General features: G+C 67.9%; 27 protein-coding genes and 1 tRNA gene. 11 read left to right on the top strand and 17 right to left on the bottom strand.

Going from position 1 to position 24,566, the window contains the following annotated elements:
• Positions 1-87 precede the first annotated feature (87 nt).
• Positions 88-765: an IclR family transcriptional regulator gene (locus BST11_RS03415; protein ID WP_083136598.1), complete on the top strand. Its 678-nt coding sequence runs from the start codon at positions 88-90 to the stop codon at positions 763-765.
• A gap of 25 nt (positions 766-790) precedes the next feature.
• Positions 791-2,407 (top strand): FAD-binding protein, encoded by a 1,617-nt coding sequence (locus BST11_RS03410; protein WP_083136597.1) that lies wholly within the window; start codon positions 791-793, stop codon positions 2,405-2,407.
• 149 nt (positions 2,408-2,556) lie between these two features.
• Here the strand turns inward: BST11_RS03410 and BST11_RS03405 are convergent, their stop codons facing one another.
• From BST11_RS03405 to BST11_RS03395, 3 genes are all read right to left on the bottom strand, one after another.
• Positions 2,557-2,928, bottom strand: a complete 372-nt coding sequence (locus tag BST11_RS03405; RefSeq protein ID WP_083136596.1) for a limonene-1,2-epoxide hydrolase family protein — start codon at positions 2,926-2,928, stop codon at positions 2,557-2,559.
• A gap of 68 nt (positions 2,929-2,996) precedes the next feature.
• Positions 2,997-3,875, bottom strand: coding sequence for an ArgK/MeaB family GTPase (locus BST11_RS03400; RefSeq protein ID WP_083136595.1), 879 nt, complete (start codon positions 3,873-3,875; stop codon positions 2,997-2,999).
• A gap of 7 nt (positions 3,876-3,882) precedes the next feature.
• Positions 3,883-5,022, bottom strand: a complete 1,140-nt coding sequence (locus BST11_RS03395) for a thiolase family protein (RefSeq protein ID WP_067327373.1) — start codon at positions 5,020-5,022, stop codon at positions 3,883-3,885.
• A 162-nt stretch (positions 5,023-5,184) separates the two neighbouring features.
• On the opposite strand from BST11_RS03395, the gene BST11_RS03390 reads away from it, so the two are divergent.
• Positions 5,185-6,051 carry a proline iminopeptidase-family hydrolase gene (locus tag BST11_RS03390; RefSeq protein ID WP_083136594.1) on the top strand — a complete coding sequence of 289 codons (867 nt, stop codon included), beginning with the start codon at positions 5,185-5,187 and terminating at the stop codon, positions 6,049-6,051.
• A gap of 18 nt (positions 6,052-6,069) precedes the next feature.
• Here the strand turns inward: BST11_RS03390 and BST11_RS03385 are convergent, their stop codons facing one another.
• From BST11_RS03385 to BST11_RS03370, 4 genes are read right to left on the bottom strand one after another with little or no spacing between them, the layout of a single operon-like run.
• A complete protein-coding gene (locus BST11_RS03385) occupies positions 6,070-6,837 on the bottom strand; it encodes an enoyl-CoA hydratase/isomerase family protein (RefSeq protein WP_083136593.1) in 768 nt (255 codons plus the stop codon).
• Positions 6,838-7,926: an acyl-CoA dehydrogenase family protein gene (locus tag BST11_RS03380; protein ID WP_083136592.1), complete on the bottom strand. Its 1,089-nt coding sequence runs from the start codon at positions 7,924-7,926 to the stop codon at positions 6,838-6,840. It abuts the gene before it with no gap.
• Complete coding sequence (locus tag BST11_RS03375) at positions 7,913-8,818, bottom strand: acyl-CoA dehydrogenase family protein (RefSeq protein ID WP_083136591.1); 906 nt, start codon at positions 8,816-8,818, stop codon at positions 7,913-7,915. The genes BST11_RS03380 and BST11_RS03375 overlap by 14 nt, the downstream gene beginning before the upstream one ends.
• Positions 8,796-10,211, bottom strand: coding sequence for a class I adenylate-forming enzyme family protein (locus tag BST11_RS03370; protein ID WP_083136590.1), 1,416 nt, complete (start codon positions 10,209-10,211; stop codon positions 8,796-8,798). The genes BST11_RS03375 and BST11_RS03370 overlap by 23 nt, the downstream gene beginning before the upstream one ends.
• Before the next feature lie 138 nt (positions 10,212-10,349).
• Here BST11_RS03370 and BST11_RS03365 point away from each other — a divergent pair, with 138 nt between their 5' ends.
• Genes BST11_RS03365 through BST11_RS03355 form a run of 3 tightly spaced genes read left to right on the top strand, consistent with a single transcriptional unit; the run spans position 10,350 to position 12,300 of the window.
• On the top strand, positions 10,350-10,703 hold the full coding sequence (locus BST11_RS03365) for a 2Fe-2S iron-sulfur cluster-binding protein (protein ID WP_083136692.1): 354 nt from the start codon (positions 10,350-10,352) through the stop codon (positions 10,701-10,703).
• Positions 10,704-10,724: 21 nt separating this feature from the next.
• Positions 10,725-11,039, top strand: coding sequence for a DUF4286 family protein (locus BST11_RS03360; RefSeq protein ID WP_083136589.1), 315 nt, complete (start codon positions 10,725-10,727; stop codon positions 11,037-11,039).
• A 4-nt stretch (positions 11,040-11,043) separates the two neighbouring features.
• Positions 11,044-12,300: an amidohydrolase family protein gene (locus BST11_RS03355; RefSeq protein ID WP_083136588.1), complete on the top strand. Its 1,257-nt coding sequence runs from the start codon at positions 11,044-11,046 to the stop codon at positions 12,298-12,300.
• Between the two features lie 66 nt (positions 12,301-12,366).
• On the opposite strand, the gene BST11_RS03350 is transcribed toward BST11_RS03355, so the two are convergent.
• The 6 genes from BST11_RS03350 to BST11_RS03325 form a co-directional block, all read right to left on the bottom strand.
• On the bottom strand, positions 12,367-13,350 hold the full coding sequence (locus BST11_RS03350) for a CaiB/BaiF CoA transferase family protein (RefSeq protein ID WP_244897492.1): 984 nt from the start codon (positions 13,348-13,350) through the stop codon (positions 12,367-12,369).
• A gap of 47 nt (positions 13,351-13,397) precedes the next feature.
• Positions 13,398-14,354, bottom strand: coding sequence for an LLM class F420-dependent oxidoreductase (locus tag BST11_RS03345; RefSeq protein WP_083136586.1), 957 nt, complete (start codon positions 14,352-14,354; stop codon positions 13,398-13,400).
• Positions 14,339-14,776: a cobalamin-dependent protein gene (locus BST11_RS03340; RefSeq protein WP_067327347.1), complete on the bottom strand. Its 438-nt coding sequence runs from the start codon at positions 14,774-14,776 to the stop codon at positions 14,339-14,341. Before BST11_RS03340 ends, BST11_RS03345 begins: the two co-directional genes overlap by 16 nt.
• Entirely contained in the window at positions 14,777-16,354 is a 1,578-nt protein-coding gene (locus BST11_RS03335; RefSeq protein ID WP_083136585.1) for a methylmalonyl-CoA mutase family protein, read from the bottom strand.
• An 83-nt stretch (positions 16,355-16,437) separates the two neighbouring features.
• Entirely contained in the window at positions 16,438-17,250 is an 813-nt protein-coding gene (locus tag BST11_RS03330; RefSeq protein ID WP_083136584.1) for a methyltransferase domain-containing protein, read from the bottom strand.
• Between the two features lie 64 nt (positions 17,251-17,314).
• The gene (locus BST11_RS03325) at positions 17,315-18,001 is read right to left on the bottom strand and encodes a M15 family metallopeptidase (protein ID WP_083136691.1); all 687 of its coding nucleotides are present in this window, start codon (positions 17,999-18,001) and stop codon (positions 17,315-17,317) included.
• 165 nt (positions 18,002-18,166) lie between these two features.
• Here BST11_RS03325 and BST11_RS03320 point away from each other — a divergent pair, with 165 nt between their 5' ends.
• A complete protein-coding gene (locus BST11_RS03320; RefSeq protein ID WP_083136583.1) occupies positions 18,167-19,309 on the top strand; it encodes an LLM class flavin-dependent oxidoreductase in 1,143 nt (380 codons plus the stop codon).
• A 19-nt stretch (positions 19,310-19,328) separates the two neighbouring features.
• Entirely contained in the window at positions 19,329-19,781 is a 453-nt protein-coding gene (locus BST11_RS03315; protein WP_158086765.1) for a tautomerase family protein, read from the top strand.
• Between the two features lie 27 nt (positions 19,782-19,808).
• Here the strand turns inward: BST11_RS03315 and BST11_RS03310 are convergent, their stop codons facing one another.
• Together BST11_RS03310 and BST11_RS03305 are read right to left on the bottom strand one after the other, a co-directional pair.
• Positions 19,809-20,012: a cold-shock protein gene (locus BST11_RS03310; RefSeq protein WP_067327334.1), complete on the bottom strand. Its 204-nt coding sequence runs from the start codon at positions 20,010-20,012 to the stop codon at positions 19,809-19,811.
• Between the two features lie 114 nt (positions 20,013-20,126).
• Positions 20,127-21,404 (bottom strand): DEAD/DEAH box helicase, encoded by a 1,278-nt coding sequence (locus BST11_RS03305; RefSeq protein ID WP_083136690.1) that lies wholly within the window; start codon positions 21,402-21,404, stop codon positions 20,127-20,129.
• A 269-nt stretch (positions 21,405-21,673) separates the two neighbouring features.
• Here BST11_RS03305 and BST11_RS27895 point away from each other — a divergent pair, with 269 nt between their 5' ends.
• A complete protein-coding gene (locus BST11_RS27895; protein ID WP_169834869.1) occupies positions 21,674-21,817 on the top strand; it encodes a hypothetical protein in 144 nt (47 codons plus the stop codon).
• 32 nt (positions 21,818-21,849) lie between these two features.
• Here BST11_RS27895 and BST11_RS03300 read toward each other — a convergent pair whose 3' ends face one another.
• Positions 21,850-22,074 (bottom strand): hypothetical protein, encoded by a 225-nt coding sequence (locus BST11_RS03300; protein WP_068214480.1) that lies wholly within the window; start codon positions 22,072-22,074, stop codon positions 21,850-21,852.
• A 268-nt stretch (positions 22,075-22,342) separates the two neighbouring features.
• On the opposite strand from BST11_RS03300, the gene BST11_RS03295 reads away from it, so the two are divergent.
• Positions 22,343-22,792: a DUF5994 family protein gene (locus BST11_RS03295; protein WP_083136689.1), complete on the top strand. Its 450-nt coding sequence runs from the start codon at positions 22,343-22,345 to the stop codon at positions 22,790-22,792.
• A gap of 11 nt (positions 22,793-22,803) precedes the next feature.
• On the opposite strand, the gene BST11_RS03290 is transcribed toward BST11_RS03295, so the two are convergent.
• Positions 22,804-22,868: transfer RNA gene (locus BST11_RS03290), tRNA-Phe, on the bottom strand.
• Positions 22,869-23,042: 174 nt separating this feature from the next.
• Here BST11_RS03290 and BST11_RS03285 point away from each other — a divergent pair.
• Complete coding sequence (locus BST11_RS03285) at positions 23,043-24,560, top strand: rolling circle replication-associated protein (RefSeq protein WP_083136581.1); 1,518 nt, start codon at positions 23,043-23,045, stop codon at positions 24,558-24,560.
• Positions 24,561-24,566 lie beyond the last annotated feature (6 nt).

The following is a 24,566-nucleotide window of genomic DNA, read 5'->3' as shown; positions in this document are numbered from 1 at the left end:
TTTCGTAGTCCACCCGGCGTGCTAATATCGCACGTTAATGTGCGTTATATATAGAGCTTCGCGCCGTCGTCCTGGTATGTCAAGGCTGTGACCGGTTCCGGAACGGGTTCTCAGACGCTGGCCAGGGGACTCGCCGCGCTGCAAATGGTGGCCGACTCCCCCACCGGGATGACCGTGCAACAGCTCGCCGACCAAATCGGGGTGCATCGCACCATCGCCTATCGATTGCTGTCGACGCTGGCTCAATTCCGATTGGTGGCCAAGGGAGAAGGCGGGCGCTACCGCCCCGCCGCCGGCCTCGCCGTGCTGGGTGCGTCGTTCGACCGCAACGTGCGGCTGCTCAGTCTGCCGACGCTGCGCGCGCTGGCCGACGAGCTCGGCACCACCGTGTCGTTGCTCGTCGCCGAGGGCGACCAGCAGGTGGCGGTCGCGGTGATCGTGCCCAGCCACGTCGCCTACCAACTGTCGTTTCACGAGGGCAGTCGGTATCCCCTCGACCGCGGCGCCGCCGGGATCGCCCTGCTCGCGAGCATGCCGCCGCGCCCCGGGGAGCGTGAGCTCGTCGCGCGCACCCGCGAACGCGGGTGGGTGGTGACCTACGGGGAGATCGAACCCAACACCTATGGCCTGGCGGTGGCGGTCCGCCGCCAGGCGCCGTCCCCACCGACGTGCATCAACCTCATCTCCCACCGGGAAGACGTGGTGATGCGCGGCAAGGACGCGGTCATCAACGCCGCGAAGCAGTTGTCGGAGCTCCTGAACTAGCCACCGAGCCGAAGGGATACAGTCCATGCCCTGGGACCATGAAGTCGATGTCGTCGTCCTCGGCAGCGGTGCCGCCGCGCTGACGGCCGCGCTCACCGCGGCGGCCAACGGCGCTTCGGTGGAGGTTTTCGAGAAGGCCGCGACCGTCGGCGGGACCACCGCGGTGTCGGGCGGCATCGCGTGGATTCCGGCCCACAACCGTTCTCCCGACGGGGAATTGACGGTCGCCGACGCCCTGCGGTACCTGCACGCGCAGTCGCTGGGTTCGATGGACGACGCCCTGGTCGAGACGTTCGTGCGCACCGGGCCGGCGATGCTCGACTTCGTCGAGGCCCACAGCGGGTTGCGCTTCGAGGTCGCGACGGGCTTCCCCGATTACCAGCCGGAGCTGCCGGGCGGGCGGCCGGGCGGGGGACGTTCGCTCAGCGCCGCACCCTTCGACCTGACCGAATTGGGCGAGTGGGGCAAGCGGATCACGTCGTTTCCCGCCGACTGGTCCAACGTCGGATTCGATGCCGAAACCCGGGCGCGCCTGCATGCCGCGATCGATGAACACACCAGCCACCTGTGCGTGGCGGGTACCGCCCTGATCGCGGGCCTGCTCAAGGGCCTGCTGGATGCCGGCGTCGCACCGCAGGTCAACGCGCGCGCCGAAGACCTCGTCGCCGAGGCCGGCGACATCGTCGGGGTGCGGGTCGCGCTGGGGGGCCGGGGCCTGAGCGTGCGCGCGCGCCGCGGGGTGATCCTGGGCACCGGTGGCTTCGAATGGGATCCCGTTCTGGTGCAAGCGTTTTTGCGCGGGCCGATGCACGGATCGGTGTCCCCGCCGTACAACACGGGCGACGGGCTGCGCATGGCGATGGCGCACGGCGCGGACCTGGCCAACATGGGCGAAGCCTGGTGGGTGCCGATCGTGCGGATTCCGAACGACACCATCGAGGGCAAGCAACGCAGCCGCAGCGTCCGACTCGAGCGGACCCGGCCGCGCAGCATCATCGTCAACGCGGCAGGGCGGCGCTTCGTCAACGAGGCGTGCGACTACAACTCGATGGCCGGCGCGTTCCACTACCTCGATCCCCGCGACGGGTACGTCAACGACCGCGGCTGGATCGTGTTCGACTCGGTTCACCTGCAGCGCTACGGATTTCTCGGCGTCGCACCCGGGCAGCCCGCCCCCGATTGGTTCTGCGAATCGGCCGACCTGGCCGAGCTGGCCACCAAGACCGGCATCGACGCCGACGGCCTCACGCGCACCATCGCGGACTGGAACCGTCACGTGGCCGCCGGCGCCGATCCCGACTTCGGGCGCGGTTCCAGCGCCTACGACGGCTACTGGGGCGACGACAGCGCCACCACGCTGGCCGGCAAGACCCTCGGCCCGATCGACACCGCCCCCTATTACGCGGTGCCGGTGTCCATCGGGGCGATGGGCACCAAGGGCGGGCCCCGCACCGATCCCGACGGCCGCGTCCTGCACGTCAGTGGGGAGCCGATACCCGGCCTGTTCGCGGCGGGCAACGCGATGGCGGGCGCGACCGGGCGGGCGTACGGTGGTGCCGGGGGAACCATCGGTCCCGCAATGGTTTTCGGCTATCGCGCGGGGCATGCGGCCGCCACCGGGAAGTCGGTCGACCTGAAGTAGCCGCTCGCTGCTCCCCTGTCGTCGAGACTGCGCTCAGCGCGTAAGGGACTAGACCGGCTTGCGCGCAATGGTTTGGCAGTTGACTCTGCGCTCACGCAGGAGAACTGTGAGTATGGCCCGCCATGGCCGCAGAGTCAACGTTAGAGGGATCAGAAAGCGCTGGCGATGGTCGCCATATCGAAGTAGTCGCGCCACGCGACGATCCGGTCGTCGCGCACCTCGAAGACGCCCATCACCGGCAAAGGAATTGCCCCGCCGCCTTTTCGGCGCATTACGTCGGTGCGCTCGTTCATCACCAATGCGCCGTCGCTGACCTGCCGGTGCACGTTGAAGTCGATCCCGTCGAACGCCGCGACGAAGCCCGCGATGAATTCCCTTATGGCGGCGCGGCCTTGGACGGGCTCCATCGGGATGTTGTGGTAGACGGCGTCTTCGATGAAATACCCCGCGATCTCGTCGGGGTCGGGCGTGGCCCACCGTTTGCAGAATTCGGTCACCAGTTCATCGGCAGAATGTGTCATGCGTTCATGCAACACAGTGATGCCAAGCAAAGCAAGAGGCATCAAACGACGCAGCGCGCCGCCGATCCCTATTCGGGCGTGGCAGGGATCAGCTTTTCGGCGGCCGCATAGGGATCGTCGCGCCCGTCGACGACCGCCTCGGCGAGCGCGTCCAAGGCCGGCTGGGTCCGCAGCCGGGTCTGGGCCAGCGACAGGATCTGCGCCCGGGCCCGCGCCAGGCGGCGCTCCCGGCTGTCGGTGCGATGGTGATCGTCTATGGCGGCCACCAGTTCCGCCACACCCTCGCCCCGGGCAGCGACGAGGCTGACGATCGGGACCTTGGTTTCGGCACGCAGGTCCCGCACGGTCTGCTCGGCACCCTCGCGGTCGGCCTTGTTCACCGCGACGATGTCGGCGACCTCCAGCACCCCCGCCTTGGCGGCCTGCACGGCATCCCCGGCCCCCGGGTTGAGGACGACGACGGTCGGATCGGCGACCGCGGCGATCTCAATCTCCGACTGCCCCACCCCGACGGTCTCCAGCAGAATCACGCCATAGCCGATCGCGCCGAGCAGCCGGATGGCCGCCGGAACCGCGGCGGCCAGTCCCCCGATGTGACCGCGGGCGGCCACCGAGCGGATCAGGACGTCGGAGTCGTTGATGTGCGCGGTCATCCGGATCCGATCGCCCAGCAGCGCACCGCCACTGAACGGCGACGACGGGTCGACCGCCAGCACGGCCACCCGGCACCCACGTTCCCGGTAGGCGCCGACCAATGCGCCCACCGTCGTCGACTTGCCCGCGCCCGGCGGTCCGGTGATGCCGATCACCCGGACATCGAGCGCCGCCGCAGCCCCGATGCTCGCCAGCACCTCGTCGCGAGTCTCGCCTTCGACCAGGCTGAGTAGCCGACCCGCCGCGCGCGGAGATCCGTTGCGCGCTCGCGCAATCAGGTCGGCGATCGTCATTTGCGCATTATGGCGCAGCGACCTCGATGACCGTCGCGGAACCCATTCCACCGCCCGCGCACATGGCCGCCACCGCTATTCCGCCGCCGCGACGGCGCAATTCGTGCACCAGCGTGACGAGCATCCTGGCGCCGGTTGCCGCCACGGGGTGTCCCAGCGAGCACCCGCTGCCGCTGACGTTCACCTTGTCCGGGTCCAGGTCGAGCAGCTTGATGGTGGCCACACACATCGCCGCGAAGGCCTCGTTGATTTCGAACAGATCCACGTCCGAGATCGAAAGCCCGCCGCGGGCAAGCGCTTTCGGTATGGCCTCCACCGGCGCCAGGCCGGTGATCGCGGGGTCGACGCCGACCGAGGCCCAGGACCGCACGGTGGCCAGCGCGGGCAGCCCAAGCGCGTCGCTCGCGATGGTCAGCACGGCCGCACCGTCGTTGGCCCCGCAGGCGTTGCCGGCGGTGATGGAGAAACCCTCGATCTCCGGGTGCAGCGGCTTCAGCCCCGCGAGTTTCTCCATGCTGGTGTCGCGGCGCGGGTGCTCGTCGACCGAGAACAGCCCGTGCGGCGTCTCGATCGGGACGATCTCCTCTTTGAAGCGGCCCTCGTCGATCGCGGCGATCGCGTTGCGGTGTGACCGCAGCGCCCACGCGTCCATCTCCTCGCGCGTCACGCCCGCCTTGACCGCGGCGTTCCAGCCCACCGTGATCGACATGTCCATGTTCGGCGCGTCGGGGCGGTCGGGGTGGGTCGGCGGGAACCAGTCGACCCATTCGCCGTCGACCTGCATGCGCGACCGCGGGGACGTGGACGCCGAGTTGACACCGCCGGCGATGACGAGTTGATCCATTCCCGCGCGCACGCTCGCCGCCGCGCTCTGCACCGCCGCCTGTCCCGCCGCGCAGTGCCGGTTGTTGGCCAGTCCGGGCACCTGCGGCAGGCCCGCCGTGATGGCGGCGTGGCGCGCGACCACACCGCCGCCGTAGAGCCCCTCGCCCAGGATCACGTCGTCGACCTGCGCCGGGTCCAGGTCCTTCACCGCCTCGGCGACCACGTGGTGCGCGAGGTCGAATGCGCTGGTGTCGCGCAGCGTCCCCTTGCGGGCGGTGCCGATGGGGGTGCGCAGGGCGGAAACGATGACGGCTTCAGGCACGGAGGTTCTCCAATTCGCGATACGAGAACCATATTCTCTCATTTCGAGAGTATGAGTTGCAAGGCGCGTGGCTCCGCGAGCAGACGCAGAATTGCACGTTTGGGGGACCGAACTGTGCGATTCTGCGTCTGCTCGCCAATTGAACAGGAGGCATCGTCGGGGATGGAGGGGACAATCGCGGTTCCGGGCGGACGCGTGTCGTTCAAGCGGGTCGGCGGCGGCGCCCGCCTGCCGCTGCTGGTGGTCCACGGCGGGCCGGGTCTACCGCACCATTACCTGGGCTCGCTGGAACGCTTGGCCGACGAGCGTGAGGTCATCTTCTGGGACCAGCTCGGTTGCGGGAATTCCGAATGCCCTTCGAACACCGGGCTTTGGACGATGGAACGCTCGGTGGCCGAGATGGACGCGGTGGTCAACGCCTTGGGCCTGAACGGCTTCCACATCTTCGGCAATTCGTGGGGCGGGATGCTCGCCCAGCAGTACGTTCTCGACGTGACCGCCGCGGCGGCCAGCCTCACCATCTCGAACAGCATCGCGTCCATACCCGAGTTCTCGAACATGGTGAGGCGCTTGAAGTCCGCGCTGGACCCGTCGACGCAGTCCGCGATCGACCGTCACGAGGCGGCCGGCACCACCCACTCGCCCGAATACCAGGCCGCCATCCGCACGTGGAACGAGACCTACCTGTGCCGCGTTCACCCCTGGCCCGAAGAACTCGAGGAAGCGTTCCGGCGGATGGGCGCCGAAATCTTCACAACGATGTTCGGTCCCAGCGACTTTCACATCGTCGGGACCATTCGCCACTGGGACGTGTTCGACCGCCTGGGCGAGATCACGCTGCCGACCCTCGTCCTCGCGGGCAGGTATGACGAATGCGTGCCCGAGCACGCGTGGGAAATCCACCGGCGCATACCGGGTGCGCGGTTCGAGCTGTTCGAGTCGAGCGCTCACATGCCGTTCATCGAGGAGCCCGATCGGTTCGATCAGGTGATGCGGGAGTTCCTGCGAGCTAACGACTCGCAAACCTGACGTTCACGGCGCGGCCCGTCAGTTCTTGCCCTCGTTCAGCTTCGTGACGATCGCCCGGAAGTCGTCGGTGGTGAACGACTGGTGCTCGGCCGACAGTGCATAGTCCAGGCTGGCCAGCACCGCGCGCTCCAGATGGATGTTGAGCACCCGCTTGGTGCTCTCGACCGCCTGCTGGGGTAGCTCCAGAATCTTTTTGGCGCAAGCGATCGCCTCGGCGAGCGGGTCGGCGACGACGTGGTTGGCCAGTCCGAGCTCGACGGCGCGCTCGGCCCGAATCCGCGTGCCCGTCAGCGCGTACTCCTTGGCCAGCAACAGGCTGATGTGCAGCGGCCAGGTCAGCGGCCCGCCGTCCGCGGCGACCAGCCCCACCTGCACGTGCGGGTCGGCGAGGAAGGCGTCCTCGGCGATGTAGACGATGTCGCTCAGCGCGACCAGGCTGCACCCCAGCCCGACGGCCGGGCCATTGACCGCCGCCACCACTGGAATTCGGCAGCGCGCCATGCCCAGCACGATCTCGCGCCCGTCGCGGATGGTCTTGGCGCGCAGCTCGGCGTCGGCCGACAGTTCCTTGAGATACGCGAAATCGCCGCCGGCCGAAAATGCCTTGCCCGCCCCGGTGATGACCGCCGCGCGGGCCGTGGGGTCGTCGGTCAGCCGTTGCCACAGTCGCGCGAGCCCAACGTGCAGGTTGTCGTTGACCGCGTTGAGGTCGTCGGGCCGGTTCAGGGTGATGATCCGCAGCGGGCCGTCCGCGCGGACGTCGATTTCGGCTGGCATGTCATACATTCAGACTCCCAATCCCAAGATGCGTGAGGCGATGATGTTTTTCTGTATCTGCGATGTCCCGCCCATTACGCTCTGCGCGCGGCTGTACAAGTAGGCGCTGAGCAGGTCGGGATCGCGGGTCCCGGTGACCGCCAGCGCGGCGTGTCCCACCGACTGCTCGACCCAAGTCATCAGGAGCTTGTCGAGCGACCCCTCCGGGCCGTGGGAGACACCGTCCAACTGCTCGGACAGCCGCCGCCGGACGTGATGCGTCAACATCTCCGACTCGACGGCCGCCCACGCGAGCTCTTCGGGAACCCGACCGTCACCGCGCTGGTAGAGATCCCGGACCAGCTTGCCGTACCGGGCCGCGTAGCCCAGCGTGGACGGTTCGCGCTCGTGCCCGACGACGGTCATCGCGACGGCCCAGCCCTCGCCCGGGGCACCGACCATCCGGTCCGCGGGCACCGTCGCGCCGTCGAAGAACACCTGCCCGAATTCGTTGGTCACTCCGTTCATCATCCGCAACGGACGCTGTTGCACGCCAGGCTGTTTCATGTCCAGCACGAAGGCCGACAGGCCGCGGTGGCGTTTCGCCTCGGGATCGGTGCGCGCCAACAGCAGGCACCGGTCGGCGACATCGGAGTAGCTCGTCCAGATCTTGTGCCCGTGCACGACGTAGTTGTCGCCCTCGAGGGTCGCGCTGGTCGTCAGCGAGGCCAGGTCCGATCCGGCGCCGGGTTCGCTGAAGCCCTGACACCACCGCTCGCTGCCGCTGATGATGCCGGGCAGAAAGCGTTTGCGCAGTTCGTCGCTGCCGTGCCGACCGATGCCGAAGACCAGGTAACCCACGCTGGGACGCGGCGGGGCGCCGGCGCGGACGAGTTCTTCGTCGACGATGACGTCGTAGACCGGCGGCAGTTCCTGCCCGCCGTAGTCGCGTGGCCAGGACAGGCCGAAGAAGCCGTTGTCGTACAGGGCCCGATGCCAGTCGGCCATGCGAACCCAGTATTCGTCTCCCGAGCCGGAATATTCCTTGGCGTGCACCGACAGCCACGAGCGCAGCCGCTCGCGGAAGGCGGCCTCGTCGGGTGAGTCACGAAAGTCCAAGGTCGATCTCCTTCAGCGTCACGGGCCACAGCTCGGTCGATGTCAGCGCGCGGCGCAGGTAGACATGAGCCAGGCACTCCCAGGTATTGCCGATGCCGCCGTGCACCTGCACGGCGGTCTCGCAGACGGTGCGGGTGGCGCGCGCGCAGTAGATCTTGGCGACCTGTGCCGCCCGGACGGCCTCGGCGGGCGCCAGTTCGTCGACGGCCCACGCGGCGTGGCGTGACACACTCACCGAACCCTCGATCAGCGCAAGGCCTTCGGCCAGCAGGTGCGCGATGGCCTGATAGGACCCGATCGTCTTGCCGTACTGCTCGCGGATTTTCGCGTAGTCGCACGCGACGGCGAGGGCGCCGCGGGCGATGCCGACGAGGTCCGCCGCCGTGGTGACCAACGCCAGGGCCAACCACCGCGCGGCAACGTCGGACGACACCTGGCCGAGAGTCGTTGGCGCGCCCACGATGTCGGCCTCCGAGCGGGTGAGATCGACGCCGGCACGGACGGCGTCGACGTCTACCGCCACGACGGTGTTGCCCAAGAGCGACAGGGCGCGCCGGGCGCCGCGCGCGTCGACCACCCGGTCGTTTACGGATACGGTGACCGCCCCGCCGTCGGCACCGACGTGCCGGACGAGGTCGTCGGCCAATACCGGCCCGAGGAACGGTGCGTCGACCAGCCTGCGCCCGAATTCCTCGGCGACGATGGCGACTTCGACGCCCGAGGCGCCGTCGGACCGTAGCGAGCGCCACCCCGTCGTCTCAATCTGCTTGTCCAGGCGCGCGATTCGGCCCTCGTCGTCGAGCTCCTGAACGGCCCCCGGCCCGAGGTCGTCGGCCAGCTTGGCCGCGGCGTCTCGGAGCTGCTGCTGTTCAGACGTCAGACGTACATCCATAGGTCTCCTTGAGGACTCGGCGCAGCACCTTGCCCGAAGGCAAGCGCGGTATATCGTCGACGAACACCACGCGGCTCAGATGTTTGTAGGACGCCAGCTTCTCGTCCACCAGGGCGGTGAGGTCGCCCGCGACCGCCTGCTCGTCAACGGGAACCTTAACCGCCACCGCGGCGACGATCGCTTCCCCGTTGATGCCGTCCGGCACACCGAACACCGCGCAGTCGTCGACGGCCGGATGCCCGTGCAGCACCGTCTCGATTTCGGCCGGCGCGACCTGGAAGCCGCGCACCTTGATCATCTCTTTGAGCCGGTCGGTGATCCGCAGCCAACCGTCGCGGTCCAGCGAGCCCACGTCGCCGGTGCGATACCAGCCGTCGCGGATGGCCTCGGCGGTCGCCGCCTCCGGCAGGTATCCGGCCATGAGCGACGTCGCGCGGGCCTGGATCTCCCCGACCTCCCCCGGGCCGACGGGCCGGCCGTTCTCCAGCGAGACCACCCGCACGTCCACCCCGGGCACCGGGCGCCCGACGGAGTCGAGCCGGGACCCCTGCAGCGGGCTACACGCGATCACGGGCAATTCCGTGGTCCCGTAGGCGGGGACCCAACCGACGCCGGTCCGCCTGGTCACCGCTTCGGCGACGTTGGGGCTCACCGGCGTCGCCCCCCACATGATGTAGCGCAGCGATGACAAATCGTAGGACTCCAGCCCGGGGTGCGACGCGATGGCCAGCGCGATGGGCGCGACCGCCATTTCCACTGTGACGCGGTCGCTTTCGATGTGCTGCAGCATTCGGTCGATATCGAATCGCGGATGCAGCCGCATCCGGGCGCCGGTGCGTAGCGCGGTGAGGATGTTCAGCAGGCCGAGGATGTGCGAGGGCGGCGTCGCGATCTGAATGCGGTCGTGCCGGGTCAGCTGCAGCGCGGCACGCCAGTGCCCCACGGCCTCGTCCAGCGCGGCATGGGTGTGCCGGACGGCCTTGGGCAGACCGGTGGTGCCCGAACTGAACACCAGCACCGCGTCTGCCCGCGGCGGCAGCGAACGCGTCACCGGCGCCCCGGGAGAAACGGATTCGTCCAGGGGCAGCATGGGCATCAGGCCGGCGAGCACCGGATGGTCCCCGACCGCGTGCGCGGGGTCGGTCAGCGCGAGCGCGTGGTCGACCTCGTCGCGCTTCCACGCGGGGCTGATGAGGACCGCGGTGGCACCCAGCCGCCAGATCGCCAGCACGACGGCCACGAACTCCGGCCGGTTGGACGCCATCACCGCGACCCGTTGTCCCGCGGCGACACCCCTGGCCGTCAGCGTCGCGGCCAGCCCGTCGGCCAACGCGTCGAGTTCGAGCAGGCTGAATCGCCGTTCCTCGAACACGAGCGCCGCCGGCTCGGTCACGTCCCGTTCCTTCCCGCAATCCGTCAGCGTGCAACCAAACGCATCGATACGCCGGGAACGCGTTGAGAAGTCCCTATCGCTTTGTGAGAATAGTATTCTCTATACTGAAGAATGCAAGTACGGGAGGGGGCGGTCGAGGTGACGGTCACCGAGATCATCAAGGAGACTCCACGGGTGACAGATCCCGAATCCAACTCCGCACCCGACAAGGGCGCGGGCGCCGGCACGGTGACGATCCACCTCGATCGCAAGAAGGTATCCGTCCCGCAGGTCCCCGGCGAGACCCTGTTGGAGAGCGCACGGCGGGCCGGCCTGGAGCCGCCGTTCAACTGCGAGGCCGGAAACTGCGGGACCTGCATGGCCAAGCTCGAAGAGGGCCACGCGACCATGCGGGTCAACGACGCTCTCGACGAGGACGAAGTGGCCGAGGGCTACATTCTCACCTGCCAGGGCGTACCCGACACCGCTTCGGTCACGGTGCGCTACGAGTAGCCGCAAAGAGGAGGCGCGTCGATGGCCAAGGGGATCATGTACGTCGAGAGCCAGCCCAGCTCGCCCGATCGCGAGCAGGAGTACAACACCTGGTACGACGAAGTGCATCTGCCCGAACTTCTCAAAATCGACGGAATCGTCTCGGCGCGGCGGCTGCGCCCGGTCGACGGGAAGGGCCCGTACGTCGCCATCTACGAGATCGAGGGTGACGACCTGCAGGCCGTGCTGGACAACATGATTGCCAGCTCCGGCCAGCTGCACATGTCCGACGCGCTGCAGCTGGATCCCGCGCCCGTCCCGCGGCTGTTTGAGACCACCACCGAGTGCGTCGGCTGACCCCATGATTGTCGACGACCTGATCCTGGTGAGCATCGACGACCACGTGGTCGAGCCGCCGGACATGTTCCTGCGCCACGTGCCCGCCAAGTACAAGGACGAGGCCCCGATCGTCGTGACCGACGACAAGGGTGTCGACCAGTGGATGTACCAGGGCCGGCCGCAAGGCGTCAGCGGCCTGAACGCGGTGGTGTCCTGGCCCGCCGAGGAATGGGGGCGCGACCCCGCGGGTTTCGCCGAAATGCGCCCCGGGGTCTACGACGTCCACGAGCGCGTGCGTGACATGAACCGCAACGGCATCCTCGCCTCGATGTGCTTCCCGACCTTCACCGGCTTCTCCGCCCGGCACCTGAACATGCATCGCGAGGAGGCCACGCTGGTAATGGTGTCGGCCTATAACGACTGGCACATCGACGAGTGGGCCGGCTCCTACCCGGACCGGTTCATCCCCATCGCCATCCTGCCGACGTGGAACCCGGCCGCCATGTGCGCCGAGATCCGCCGGGTGGCGGCCAAGGGCTGCCGCGCGGTGACGATGCCGGAACTGCCGCACCTGGAAGGCCTTCCGAGCTACCACGACGACGCGTATTGGGGCCCGGTCTTCCGGACGCTGTCCGAGCAGAACGTGGTGATGTGCCTGCACATCGGGACCGGCTTCGGGGCGATCAGCATGGCGCCCGACGCGCCGATCGACAACATGATCATCCTGGCGACCCAGGTATCGGCGATGTGCGCGCAGGATCTGCTGTGGGGACCGGCAATGCGCGGCTACCCCGACCTGAAGTTCGCCTTCTCCGAGGGCGGCATCGGCTGGATCCCGTTCTACCTCGACCGCAGCGACCGGCACTACACCAACCAGAAGTGGCTCCGCCGGGACTTCGGCTCTCAACTGCCCAGCGACGTCTTTCGCGAACACTCGCTGGCCTGCTACGTGACCGACAAGACGTCGCTGAAGCTGCGCCACGAGATCGGCATCGACATCATCGCCTGGGAGTGCGACTACCCGCACTCGGATTGCTTCTGGCCCGACGCGCCCGAGCAGGTGCTGGCCGAGCTGAACGCCGCGGGCGCCGACGATTCCGATATCGACAAGATCACCTGGGCCAACGCCTGCCGGTTCTTCAGCTGGGATCCCTTTGCCCGCACGCCCCGCGACCGGGCGACCGTTAAAGCCTTGCGCGCCAAGGGGGCCGACGTCGACGTGTCCATCCGGTCGCGCGCCGAGTGGGCACGCCGCTACCAGGAAAGGCTCAGCTCCTAACCGTCGAGCGTCGAGTTGTTGCGCGAAATCGGCTGATTCGACACAACAAGTCGACGTTGGACGCGATCAATCGTCGCCGAGCTCCGGCGGCGGCCGGTATTCGGGCTCGTAGCCGGACACGTGGATCGGGCTGCCCACCAGGCGGAAATCGCCCGCGGTCACCACCACTTCCGGGGTCGCCTTGAGCGCCTCGGGCAGGGTGCGAACGGCCGCGGCGGGAACGCCGAGGGGACGCAGCCGCCGCTCCCAGCCGGCGGCGGTGTCGGTCGCCAGCATCGCGGTGACAACCGAGAGCACCTCGTCGCGGCGGGCGACTCGCTCGGCCATCGTTTCGAACCCGCCGATACCGGCTTCGGTGGCAAACGACTTCCAGAATCCGTCATGTGTGATGAACAGGGCAAGGTACCCGTCAGAAGTCGGGAAAAGTTGCGCGGGAACGTAATACGAGTGCGCCCCGAACGGCCTGCGCTGCGGCTCGACGCCGTTGTTGAGATAGGCGGAGGCGTGATAGTTCAGCTGCGAGAGCATGACGTCGCGCAGCGAGACGTCCACCTGCCCCCCGCTGCCCGAGATGATCTTGGCCAAAAGCCCAAGAGCCGCGCACATTCCGGTGGAGTTGTCCGCCGAGGAGTAACCGGGCAGCGTCGGCGGGCCGTCCGGGTCACCCGTCAATGCGGCGGTGCCCACCCCCGCCTGAACCACGTAGTCGAAGGCCGGATCGTCGCCGCCGTACAGGCCGAAGCCGGTGATCGCGACGCAGACGATCCGCTCGTTGTGGCGCCGCAGCTGCTCGTAGGTGAGCCCCAGACGGCGGATGGCGGACGGTTTGAGGTTGACCAGCAGCGCGTGCGAATCGGCCACCAGCTCGCCCAAACGTTCCTGTCCCGCTTCGGAGTTCAGGTCCAGGCAGATGCTGGACTTGTTGCGGTTGAGGCTGGCGAAGTAGCTGGCGCCGACCCCGCGGGAGATCTCGCCACCGCGCGGCTCGATCTTGGTGACGTCGGCGCCGAGGTCGGCAAGCAGCATCGTGGCGTACGGTCCCGCGAGCATGGTGCCGACCTCGAGGATCCGAACCCCCGCAAGCGGTCCAACGGCCGTCACCGCAACTCCGTCGCCAGAGCCGCGATCATCTCGCGGGTCCGGCGTTTCGAGGCGACCAGCTCGTCCCGGTTCTCGCCGATCGGCAGTAGTCGCACCGACAAGTCGGTGACACCGGCGTCGGCGAAGCGACGCATCCGTGCCAGGATCGCGGTCTCGTCGCCGGCCGCACACAGGTCGCCGACGTCGCGGGCATCGCCGCGTTCGAGCAACCGCTGGTAGTTCGGCGACACCTCGGCCTCACCCAGGATGCGGTTGGCCCGCTCCTTGGCCGCGGCGACTTGCGAAGGGGCACACAGGCATACCGGGATGCCCGCGACGATCCGAGGTGCTGGGCGCCCGGCGTCGGCGGCGGCCTTGGTGATCTTGGGTGCGATGTGGTCACCAATCGCGCGTTCGTCGGCCATCCACAGCACGGTGCCGTCGGCGAGTTCGCCGGCGAGCTGCAGCATCACCGGCCCGAGCGCGGCGACCAGCACCGGCATCGGGACATCGGCCCCGAGCGCCGTCGGATTGTGCACCGTGAACGAATCATTCTCGACGTCAACGGGTCCCGGCCCGGCGATGGCGGCGTTGAGCACCTGCAGGTAGTCGCGAGTGTAGGCGGCCGGCTTCTCGTACGGCAGGCCGAGCATGTCGCGGATGATCCAGTGGTGCGACGGCCCGACACCCAGCGCCAGCCGCCCGCCACTCACCGCGTGCGCCGAGAGCGCTTGGCGCGCAAGGGCAATCGGATGCTGGGCCTGCAGCGGCACCACCGCGGTGCCCAGCTCGATGCGCGAGCTGTGGGCGGCCATCAGCGTCACCATCGTCAGGCAGTCGAAGTCGTCGGGCACCTGCGGCATCCACGCGGTGTCCAGCCCCGCGGACTCTGCCCACTCGATATCGGAGGCAAGCTTGTTCACCTTGCGGGCCATGTCGCCTCGCTCGGCGCCGATCATCACTCCGATGCGCACTGTTCCTCGGGTTCCTTCTCTGCGGCGGGTTCCGGTGTGCCGGTCAGGGCGCGGATGTCGCGCACCAGCGCGTCGAGCGGCGTGCCGGTGGGGAACACCGCGGCGGCGCCGGCGGCCAGCAGCTTGGGCACGTCGGCGTGCGGGATCGTGCCACCGACGACGACGGCGATGTCGGCGGCGTCGGCGGCGCGCAGCGCCTCGATGGTCCGCGCCGTGAGCGTCACGTGGGCACCGGACAGGATGCTCAAGCCGACGACCGCCACGTCTTCCTGCACGGCGATCGACGCGATGTCTTCGATGCGCTGCCGGATCCCGGTGTAAATGACCTCGAAGCCGGCGTCGCGCAGGGTCCGGGCGACGATCTTGGCGCCCCGGTCGTGTCCGTCAAGCCCGGGCTTTGCGACCAGAATCCGAACGGCCATCTAGAACACCACCGGTTGCTGGAATTCGCCCCACACCTTTTTGAGCGCGGAAACCATCTCGCCGACCGTGCAGTAGGCGTTGGCGCAGTCGATGAGCTTGTGCATCAGGTTGTCGGTTCCTTCGGCGGCGCGCGCCAGCTCAGCGAGCGTGGATCGCACTGCGGCCGAATCCCTTTCGGCCTTGACTTTGGAAAGACGCTTGAGCTGCAGGTCACGGCCCTCGGCGTCGAGCTCGTAGGTGACGACGTCGGGCTCAGGCTCCTCGGACACGAACCGGTTGACCCCGACGACCGGGCGGGTGCCCGCTTCGATGTCGTGATGCAGGCGGAAGGCCTCGTCGGCGATCAGGCCCTGCAGGTACCCATCCTCGATCGCGCTGACCATGCCGCCGTGCCGCTCGAGGTCGTCCATGATCTCGACGATGCGCGCCTCGGTGGCGTCGGTGAGCGCCTCGACGAAGTAGGAACCGCCGAGCGGGTCGGCCACGCTGGCCACCCCCGTTTCGTAGGCCAAGATCTGCTGGGTGCGCAGCGCCAGCGTGGTGGACTCCTCGGTGGGCAGCGCGAACGGCTCGTCCCAGGCCGCGGTGAACATCGACTGGACACCGCCCAGCACCGCTGCCATCGCCTCGTAGGCCACGCGGACCAGGTTGTTCTGAGCCTGCGGCGCGTACAGTGACGCGCCGCCGCACACGCAGCCGAAGCGGAACATCGCCGCCTTGTCCGTGGTCGCCCCGTAGCGTTCCCGCACGATTGTCGCCCAACGGCGCCGCCCCGCACGGTATTTCGCGATCTCCTCGAAGAAATCGCCGTGGGTGTAGAAGAAGAAGGAGATCTGCGGGGCGAACTGGTCGATCGTCATCCGGCCACGTTGCACCACGGTGTCGCAATAGGTGACACCGTCGGCCAGGGTGAACGCCATTTCTTGCACCGCGTTGGCGCCGGCGTCGCGAAAGTGCGCCCCGGCCACCGAGATGGCGTTGAATCTGGGAACCTCGGCCGCGCAGAACTCGATCGTGTCGGCGATCAGCCGCAACGAGGGCTCGGGTGGCCAGATCCAGGTGCCGCGGGAGGCGTATTCCTTGAGGATGTCGTTCTGGATGGTCCCGGTGAGCTTCGCCCGCGGAATCCCCTTTTTCTCGGCGGCGGCGACGTAGAACGCCAACAGGATGGCCGCCGTTCCGTTGATCGTCATGCTCGTGCTGAGCTTGTCCAGCGGGATGCCGTCGAACAGGATCTCGAAGTCGGCCAGGCTGTCCACCGCAACCCCGACCCGGCCGACCTCCTCCCCGAAGTCGGGATCGTCGGAGTCGTATCCGCACTGGGTGGGTAGGTCCAGGGCCACCGACAGCCCCGTCCCGCCCTGCTCGAGCAGGTATCGGTAGCGGCGGTTGGATTCCTCGGCGGTGCCGAAACCGGAATACTGTCGGAAGGTCCACAGCTTGCCCCGGTAGCCGGACGCGAAGTTGCCCCGGGTGAAGGGGTACTCCCCGGGGGCCCGCGGTTCGGCAGTCCGGTCGGCCGGCCCATACACGGGCTGCAGCGGGATGCCCGACGGTGTCTGAGCAGCGTTATCCATCGATGAATAACGTACTTGCAAAAAAAGAGAATGCCAATACCGCCAGGTTGACCTGGTCAAACACCGATATCACCGGATGGGCCTCAGGCCCGGCAGAGGACTTCGCCGTGCGGTATCGACAGCCAGCCGTCCGGGGCCGCCGCCCAGGCGCGCCACGCCGCGGCGATCTCCTCGAGCTGCGCGGCCGTCGCCAGGCCGAGGTCGAGCAGGTCGCGCGCCACGTCCGAACGCACGATCCGGTCGGCCCACATCCCACCCCACCATTCGCGGGTTTCGGGCGTCGCGTAGCACCAGGCGCTGCCCGCGGGGGTGACGTCGGCGAACCCGGCGTCGAGGGCCCACGACAGCAGCCGCCGCCCGGCATCGGGCTCGCCGCCGTTGGCGCGCGCCGCCCGCCGATACAGGTCACGCCACAGGTCCAGCGCGTCAATCTGCGGAAACCAGGTGAAGCCGGCGTAGTCGGCGTCCCGCGCCGCGACGATCCCGCCGGGCCGACACACCCGACGCATCTCGCGCAGCGCGCCCACCGGATCGGCGACGTGCTGCAGCACCTGATGCGCGTGGACGATGTCGAACGCGTCGTCGGGGAAGTCGAGCCGGTGCACGTCGGCGGTCGCGAACGTGACGTTCGACAGGTCACGCCCCCGGCTTTCGGCGCGCGCCACGGCGAGGACGTCGGCGACCCGGTCGACAGCCACGACCGCCCCCGGCGCGACGCGCGCGGCGATGTCGGCGGTGATGGTCCCGGGGCCGCACCCGATGTCCAGCACCGACATCCCGGGCCTCAGGTGGGGCAGCAGGTAGGCAGCGGAGTCCTCCGCGGTGCGTCGCTGATGACTGCGCAGCACCGACTCGTGATGGCCGTGCGTGTACTTGGCCGGGCGGGCGTTGGTCACGGTCGGAGCGTACCGCTCCGGTTTCGAACTATGAAATTTATGTCTCACACTGTGAAACAGAGAACTAGTCGACGGGGACGTTGAGGATCGGGCGGTCGACGGCGGCGCCCGGGCCGTCGAAATGCCACCACTCCCCCGAGTACGGCGCCAGGCCGCCGTACTTCATCGCGTCCCGCAGCCGGGCGCGATTGGCCTGCTGGTCGGCGCTGACGCCCTGGGTTGCGTATGCCGTTGCGCGCGAGGAGAAGTCGTCGAAGTCGGTGCCCATGTCGGCCAGGCACAGTCCATTGACCCGCCGCGGGGGCGGGCACTGCTGCGGCACGCTGGTGAACGTCACGTCGACCGAGCGTCCCGACTCGTGGCTGTGGGCGTACGGGCCGGGGCGGGCCACCCAGGCGGGGTTGGGGACCACGCTGAACATCTTGACCTGAACCTCGTGGGGCCGGTAGCAGTCCCAGAACACCAGCACGTGGCCCTGGGGGCGCAGCGCCGTCGCGGCGGCCGCCAACCCGGGGGCCAGGGATTGATGCACCAGGCACCGCGCGTCGGAGGGATACAGCTGGGTGCCGGTGAAGTTGTTGGTGGTCGCGTAGCGCAGGTCGACGATGGCGTCGGCGATCACGGTGCGGATGTCGACGAATCCGGCCGCGCGCGCCGCGTCGCTCACCGGCGGGACGTCGGGGCCGGCCCATGCGGTCGCGGCGCACAACGCCGCGGTCACGCCGACGGCGACCGCGAGGACCGGGCGCATCGGACGCATCCGGCCATTGTCGCGCCATTGTGGCGGTCCGCCGGCGAAGTCAGCGCCGATGTCGCCGTCGTCGTGGCTAGCCATTGATGAACCGTGGCCCTTGATCTATCGTCTGCCGAGTAGCCGATCGGCTAGTCTGTGGCCGGGGCTCGAAGGAGCGACACGATGGCCGGTCTCGGCGTGGGCGTCATGCACAACACGATCAATTCACGCTTCGGGCCGAAACCCTTGATCCACGCCGACTACCTGACCGGGCTGGCCTGCGGAGCCGACTCGTTCTGGGTGGCCGACCACCTCAATTCGGTGCTGCCGCCGTCGATGTGGACGACCAAGCACGTGGGCGCGGCACGGGTGATCCCGAAGATGGACGCCCACCTCGAGCCGTGGACGATGCTCGGCTACCTGGCCGGCCGCAATCGGCTCGGCCGAATGCGCCTGGGAGTGGCCGTCACCGATACCGGCAGGCGCAACCCCGCGGTCACCGCCCAGGCCGCCGCCTCGCTGCACCTGCTCACCCGAGGCAAGGCGGTGCTGGGCATCGGAACCGGCGAGCGGGAGAGCAACGCGCCCTACGGCGTCGACTGGTCCAAGCCCGTGGCTCGCTTCGAGGAGGCGGTAGCCACCATCCGCGCGCTCTGGAACTCCAACGGCGAGTTGGTCACCCGCGACTCGCCGTTCTTCCCTTTGCACAAGGCCACTTTCGCGCTGCCACCGTACAAGGGCAGATGGCCCCAGATCTGGATCGCCGCGCACGGGCCCCGCATGATGCGTGCCACCGGGCGGTACGCCGACGGGTGGTTCCCCGGGACCACCCGCGCAGCCGAATACGGCGAGCAACTCGAGATCGTGCGTACCGCGGCATCGGACGCCGGACGCGACCCCATGGCTATCACCCCCGCGCTCATTCGGTTCATCGTGACCGGCCGATCGCGCGGCGAAATCGACGAGGTCGTCGACTCCGACATCGCCAAGGTGTTCACGCTGAACTGCCCGGCCAAAGATTGGGCTCGTCACGGCGCCGAACACCCGATGGGGGCCGACTTCACCGGCGTGCAGGACCTCATTCCGCAAACCATCGACGAGCAGACGGCACTCTCCTACGCGGCGACGGCCCCGCGTTCCCTCGTTCGGGAGTTGTTTGCCGTCGGAACGCCGGACGAGGTCCTCGATCAGATGGCGGAGTTCCGCGACCACGGATTGCGATACCTCGTCGTCGGCAATGCCGGTGCCATTCAACCGAGTCTGCGCAAAAGCGCGTCCGCGACCGCGCCCTACATCAAGGTCGTCCGCGGGCTGCGAAAGCTGTGAGCGAGGAGATGATGCCGCGATGCCGATGATCGATCTGACGTTCGTGCGCGACTCCCTCGATGGCCGAGCGCTCAACCGGCTGGCCGACGAGCTGGTGACGGCCCTGCTGCGCGCCGAGCGCGCCCCCGACACCCCTTTCCTGCGGGACAACACGTGGGTTTACCTGCATCCGACGGAGGCGGGCAGGCTCTCCGTAGGCGGCCGGGGGCCGGGCGCGCCCCGGTTCCGGGTCGACCTGACCGTCTTCGAGGGAGCGCTGGACCGCCAGCGCAAGGAACAACTGGCCGCCGACGTGCACACGGCGGTGTGCGCGGCGGCGGGCATCGAACCCCAGGGGCCACGGGCGTTTCACGTCTGGACGCTGATCCACGAGATCCCCGAGGGCAATTGGGCGGGCGGCGGCCGCGTCATTTACTACCAACAAGTGAAAGGCCTTGTGGCAGAGGATAATCCCGGCGAGCGTCCGGGTTGAAACGCCTTCGGCGCAACGGCCGGGAGGCTAGACGGCGGTGACTCCCACGGCCTGGGGCCCTTTTGCCCCCTGCTCGACCTCGAACTGAACGCGCTGGTTTTCCTCGAGCGAGCGGTAGCCGCTTCCCTGAATCTCGGAGTAGTGGACGAACACGTCCTTCGCGTCGCCGTCCGGGGCGATGAATCCGAAGCCCTTGTCAGCGTTGAACCATTTCACAGTTCCCTGTGCCATCTGATTACTTCTCTCATTCAAAATGCGGACGCACCAAAAGCATCCGTGCGGTCAGCGTAGCACGATCGGCTGGTTGCACTGATCGTCCCTGATAGTCATTGTGGCGCTGGGCAATTAGCGAGGTGCGCCAGCCGGGCGCCGGCCACGCCTGCGGCCGGAACCCGTGCGGTTAGGCCGGGGCGGCGGATTCGGCACCGCTGGCTTGGTCGGTGTGGGAGCCCGATACGCCACCGCCTCACCGGCCACCGCGCTCACGGCGGCCGAATCGACGGTGACCTCCTGGGGGGTGACACGGATGCCTGCGCGGCGCATCAGCGCGTGCGTGTCCTTGCGCTGCTCGGGTAGGACAACCGTCACGACTTCACCCGCGTTTCCGGCGCGCGCCGTTCGTCCGGAGCGGTGCAGGTAGGCCTTGTGCTCGGCAGGCGGATCGATGTGCACGACCAATTCGATTCCGTCGACGTGCACGCCGCGCGCGGCGATGTCGGTGGCCACCAGCACTCTCGCCTCGCCCGCGCTGAACGCGGCCAGGTTTCGGTCGCGTGCGGGTTGAGAAAGGTTCCCATGCAGATCGACCGCCGGGACCCCGGATTCGGTGAGCTGCCTGGCGAGCTTGCGCGCCTGATGCTTGGTGCGCATGAACAGGATCCGGCGACCGCTGCCGGAGGCGAGCCGGTGCACCAGCTCCCTTTTGGCCTGCGCACCGGACACGTGGAACACGTGGTGGGTCATCTCGGACACCGGCGAAGCGGAGCCGTCGACAGAGTGCAGCACCGGGTCGCGCAGGAATCGGTCGACGAGCTTGTCGACGCCGTTGTCGAGGGTTGCGGAGAACAGCAATCGCTGCCCTCCGCTCGGCGTGGCGGCCAGGATCCGGGTGACACCGGGAAGGAAGCCGAGATCGGCCATGTGATCGGCTTCGTCGATCACCGTGACCTCGACCGAGTCGAGGCTGATCAGGCGTTGCTTCATCAGGTCTTCGAGCCGGCCGGGGCAGGCAACGACGACGTCGACGCCAGACTTCAGCGCCGCCACCTGCCTGCCTTGCGCAACTCCGCCGAAAATCGTGGCCACCCGTAAGCCGTTGGCCGCCGCCAACGGCTCGAGGGTCGCGGCGATCTGGGTGGCCAACTCCCGGGTGGGGGCCAGGACCAGACCCGACGGCCGGGTCGGGCGGCGCGGGTGTCCGGCCAGCCTGCTGACCAGAGGAAGGCAAAAGGCGAGCGTCTTACCGCTCCCCGTCTTGCCGCGGCCGAGGACGTCGCGGCCGGCGAGAGTGTCGGGAAGAGTTGCGATCTGAATGGGGAACGGATGGGTGACCCCGCGGTCGGCGAGCACTGCGATGAGTGGTTCGGCCACGCCGAGGTCGGCAAAAGTCTTGCCAGTATTCACTTTGGTGTCTTTCAGCATTGGTTGTGCCGAGCGAGCGGCGAAAGCGGGCCGGTCAGCACAAGGTGGCGAGATTGCCGGTGGGCAATATCGATCGCCGCGATAGAAGGATGGAGAAGGTTTCACGACGGGCTGGCGTCCTACCGGGACAGCCAACGTTGTCACCAGCGTAGCAGGCTCCCGATGGTGCTGGCCCCGGGCCCCGGTCCGCGGGCTCAGCCGGCAACGTTCGCGGGGTCTGTACAGTCGAGGGCGAATGTAAAGGACACCGCATGGACAATTCGAACCTGTTCTCCCATCCCGACGCGCCCGAACACGTCGGTGCGAGCGAAAATGCCGGAAAGCCAGTCGAATACCCGACGTTCTCCGATGCTCCCGCCGCCCACGCTGCCGGCTCGCCAAAGCAAGGATCGTGAAACCAATTGGCCCCCAACGGATGCGGGGGATATTACTTGTAGCGACGGACTAGGTCGTCTTCGCCGAACGTGGTCGTGTGCTGCAAGCCCTTGGCGTCGCGGCCGAAGAACGTCCACCGCCGTGGAGTTGTGTGCGGCTCGCTGATCAACTTGACCGCGTAGCGCAGGCCGACGGGCTTCGTCGTCCCGATGATGTCACCGATCCGGATCTGCGATGGATGAATCTGGGATGCATCCTCGGGGTTGTCTATGGCTATGGTCTTGCCCACCTGTTCTCATCGGTCCGGCCTGCTACGCTACGCGCATTTTTCGCCCTCCGCCGCCGAACGCTTCACCGGGCGCTCGCCGTGGGCGTTGTGGGCGTAGCCTCAAACCCGAGACGCTCCGTTTTCAGCGGTGGCTCACCGCGACTCGCCACGGGTTATGCCCACGGGCAATCGCGATCGCTCCGCGTCCGCCTCGCCCGGGGCAGACGGTGCCGACCGTGGAGGTATCGCCCGTGAATGAAGACCAGGTGTGACCGCGATGATCTACCCGATCAGCGCCGGTCGCCAGGCCCATCCCATCCGGCTATCGGTGGCCGACGAACTCGGCCGTGACATCGACGGCGCATGGTGGCCGCGCGCCGATCGCATCACCAACGAATTGCCGAACCTCGTCGCGACCCTGACACCGTTGCTCGGAGAAATCACGTCGATCAACGTCAACTGGTCGCCGCTGCAACGGCCACCCGACCTCAACTGGCCGGGATGGGAACGCAAAGTCCAGCACGTCATGACGGTCGGCGGCGCGGACGCGTCCGTCAACCTGCTGGTCATCTCGTATGCGACACACAGCGCGCTCGCCCTGATGGTGTTGCGCTGTGCGGCCAACCTGCCCGTCGCGGCCGTCGACCGCGACAAGCCCGCATATCTCACCGCGGGCTCGATCCTGCGCACCGCCCGGCAACAACGTGAGCGTGCCTGCGGTCACTAGTTCGACATCGGTGGCCAGGGGCGGGATCGAACCGCCGACCTTCCGCTTTTCAGGCGGACGAGATAGCCACTGACCTGCGGTTTATCTGCTTCTGTGCGTCCTATGCGCCGCATTGAGCAGGGCTGACGCGTTCAGTCTGTCCGGCGAACGGACGTAAACCGGACACGGTGCTTGCACTCCCGACCAGGAGCTTCTGCGCTGCCGCGTGCTTTGTGGGCAGTCTCGGCGGTTCCGGGGAGCAGGCACCCCGATGCCCAGCATCGCATCAGCGAGCGGTCCGACACCGTCGACCGACGGCCGGACATCGGCATCACAACATCCGTCATCCCGGCATGATGCTGCCGGTGCCCCGGTTGGCGGTAGGTCGCGAGCGTCCGAGGCCGCGGAGGCCGCAGGACGCGAGAGCGACAGCGGCCGGCCGGACACCGACCGGGGCACCGGCCTCAATCCGGCCGCGGCCGGCGGGCTTGTTATATGTGCCGAAAATGTCCGCGGCCCGATTCTCGACGGGGTCGCGGCCGGGGACCTGCGGGCGATCGACGCATTGGGGCTGCGCTTCCCGAGCCCCGAGATGGTCACCGCGGCCGCGGCACTGTTCGAGCCGGCCGCTCCATGGGCTATCGGCCCTGGGCGTCGAAGCACCGAATCTGAATCTGGACGGTTTCGGATCACGGTCGGCCCCGGAGTCGTGCAACTCGGGTGGACCAATCCGGTCCGCGCTGCGAAAACCGGCGAACGGGCTGTCGGTCATCACCAACGTGACGTTGACGATGTGAAGCTGCACGTCAGAAATGAACTCGCCCAGACAGCCGGGGACGGTGATCAGGCCGTCGTGTCTTCAACACGACGGAGCCCTACGGAAAACGACCAGCGCGGTTCTGGCGGTGTCATCACCGAATGGTCCCGAAAATCGCGCTCCGCGATGTGCCGCACCTTCGCTGAACTCGACTACAGCCCCCTCGTCGAATCCGGCCGCGTTCCAGCGATGGTCACCCTCACCTATCCCGGCGACTGGGAGGCTGTCGCGCCAGATGGGGCCAGCGTAAAGCGACACATGGTGTTGTGGCGCAAGCGCTTTCAACGTGAGTACGGTGAACCGGCCCGCTACATCTGGAAGCTGGAATTTCAACGGCGCGGCGCACCGCACATTCACGTGTGGATGGCGCCACCCATATCACCGGGCAGGTCGGGGCGCAGCTTCGCTCAATGGTTATCGGAGACTTGGACGCAGGTCGTCGATCACCCCGACCCGGAGCAGAAGTCACGGCACCGGCTCGCTGGAACTGCCATCGACGTGCGCAACGGGCTGAAAGCGTGTGACCCGAAACGCCTGGCGATCTACTTCACCAAACACTCATCACCAAACCTGCACGGTGACAAGGAATATCAGCACATCGTGCCCGAGCTCTGGCAGCAGCCTGGACGCGGACCTGGCCGGTTCTGGGGCGTGTACGGCCTCAAGAAGGCTATCGCCGTCGTGGAGATCGCTCAGGACGCGTACCTGGCTGCGCGTCGGATCATGCGGCGGTGGTCACGGAGCCAGGCGACATACGGCGATTGGGCCAGCCGCTTCCCCACCGCCGTGGTACCGCGGACGGCAACGCGCCTGGTTGGCCGTGTCAACGGCAATACCGGCGTGGTGAAGCACCGACGTGTGCGACGACGACGCACGCTATGCCATCAGGGTGGCCTTGCCGGCGGCTACGCGTTGGTGAACGACGGTCCGGGCTTTGCCGCCCAACTTGCCCGAGCAATCGCGTTCGCATAGAGCAGT

The organism is Mycobacterium alsense (assembly GCF_002086635.1).
Classification (GTDB): Bacteria; Actinomycetota; Actinomycetes; order Mycobacteriales; family Mycobacteriaceae; genus Mycobacterium; species Mycobacterium alsense.
Note: the sequence above shows the minus strand (reverse complement) of the source record. Positions and strands in the feature narration are given on the sequence as shown.

Coding starts and splice junctions, on each gene's coding strand:
- BST11_RS03410 (WP_083136597.1), top strand. CDS start 791: ATGCCCTGGGACCATGAAGTCGATGTCGTCGTCCTCGGCAGCGGTGCC.
- BST11_RS03405 (WP_083136596.1), bottom strand. CDS start 2,928: ATGACACATTCTGCCGATGAACTGGTGACCGAATTCTGCAAACGGTGG.
- BST11_RS03400 (WP_083136595.1), bottom strand. CDS start 3,875: ATGACGATCGCCGACCTGATTGCGCGAGCGCGCAACGGATCTCCGCGC.
- BST11_RS03390 (WP_083136594.1), top strand. CDS start 5,185: ATGGAGGGGACAATCGCGGTTCCGGGCGGACGCGTGTCGTTCAAGCGG.
- BST11_RS03385 (WP_083136593.1), bottom strand. CDS start 6,837: ATGTATGACATGCCAGCCGAAATCGACGTCCGCGCGGACGGCCCGCTG.
- BST11_RS03375 (WP_083136591.1), bottom strand. CDS start 8,818: ATGGATGTACGTCTGACGTCTGAACAGCAGCAGCTCCGAGACGCCGCG.
- BST11_RS03360 (WP_083136589.1), top strand. CDS start 10,725: ATGGCCAAGGGGATCATGTACGTCGAGAGCCAGCCCAGCTCGCCCGAT.
- BST11_RS03355 (WP_083136588.1), top strand. CDS start 11,044: ATGATTGTCGACGACCTGATCCTGGTGAGCATCGACGACCACGTGGTC.
- BST11_RS03350 (WP_244897492.1), bottom strand. CDS start 13,350: ATGCTCGCGGGACCGTACGCCACGATGCTGCTTGCCGACCTCGGCGCC.
- BST11_RS03340 (WP_067327347.1), bottom strand. CDS start 14,776: ATGGCCGTTCGGATTCTGGTCGCAAAGCCCGGGCTTGACGGACACGAC.
- BST11_RS03335 (WP_083136585.1), bottom strand. CDS start 16,354: ATGGATAACGCTGCTCAGACACCGTCGGGCATCCCGCTGCAGCCCGTG.
- BST11_RS03325 (WP_083136691.1), bottom strand. CDS start 18,001: ATGCGCCCGGTCCTCGCGGTCGCCGTCGGCGTGACCGCGGCGTTGTGC.
- BST11_RS03320 (WP_083136583.1), top strand. CDS start 18,167: ATGGCCGGTCTCGGCGTGGGCGTCATGCACAACACGATCAATTCACGC.
- BST11_RS03315 (WP_158086765.1), top strand. CDS start 19,329: ATGCCGATGATCGATCTGACGTTCGTGCGCGACTCCCTCGATGGCCGA.
- BST11_RS03310 (WP_067327334.1), bottom strand. CDS start 20,012: ATGGCACAGGGAACTGTGAAATGGTTCAACGCTGACAAGGGCTTCGGA.
- BST11_RS27895 (WP_169834869.1), top strand. CDS start 21,674: ATGGACAATTCGAACCTGTTCTCCCATCCCGACGCGCCCGAACACGTC.
- BST11_RS03295 (WP_083136689.1), top strand. CDS start 22,343: ATGATCTACCCGATCAGCGCCGGTCGCCAGGCCCATCCCATCCGGCTA.
- BST11_RS03285 (WP_083136581.1), top strand. CDS start 23,043: ATGCCCAGCATCGCATCAGCGAGCGGTCCGACACCGTCGACCGACGGC.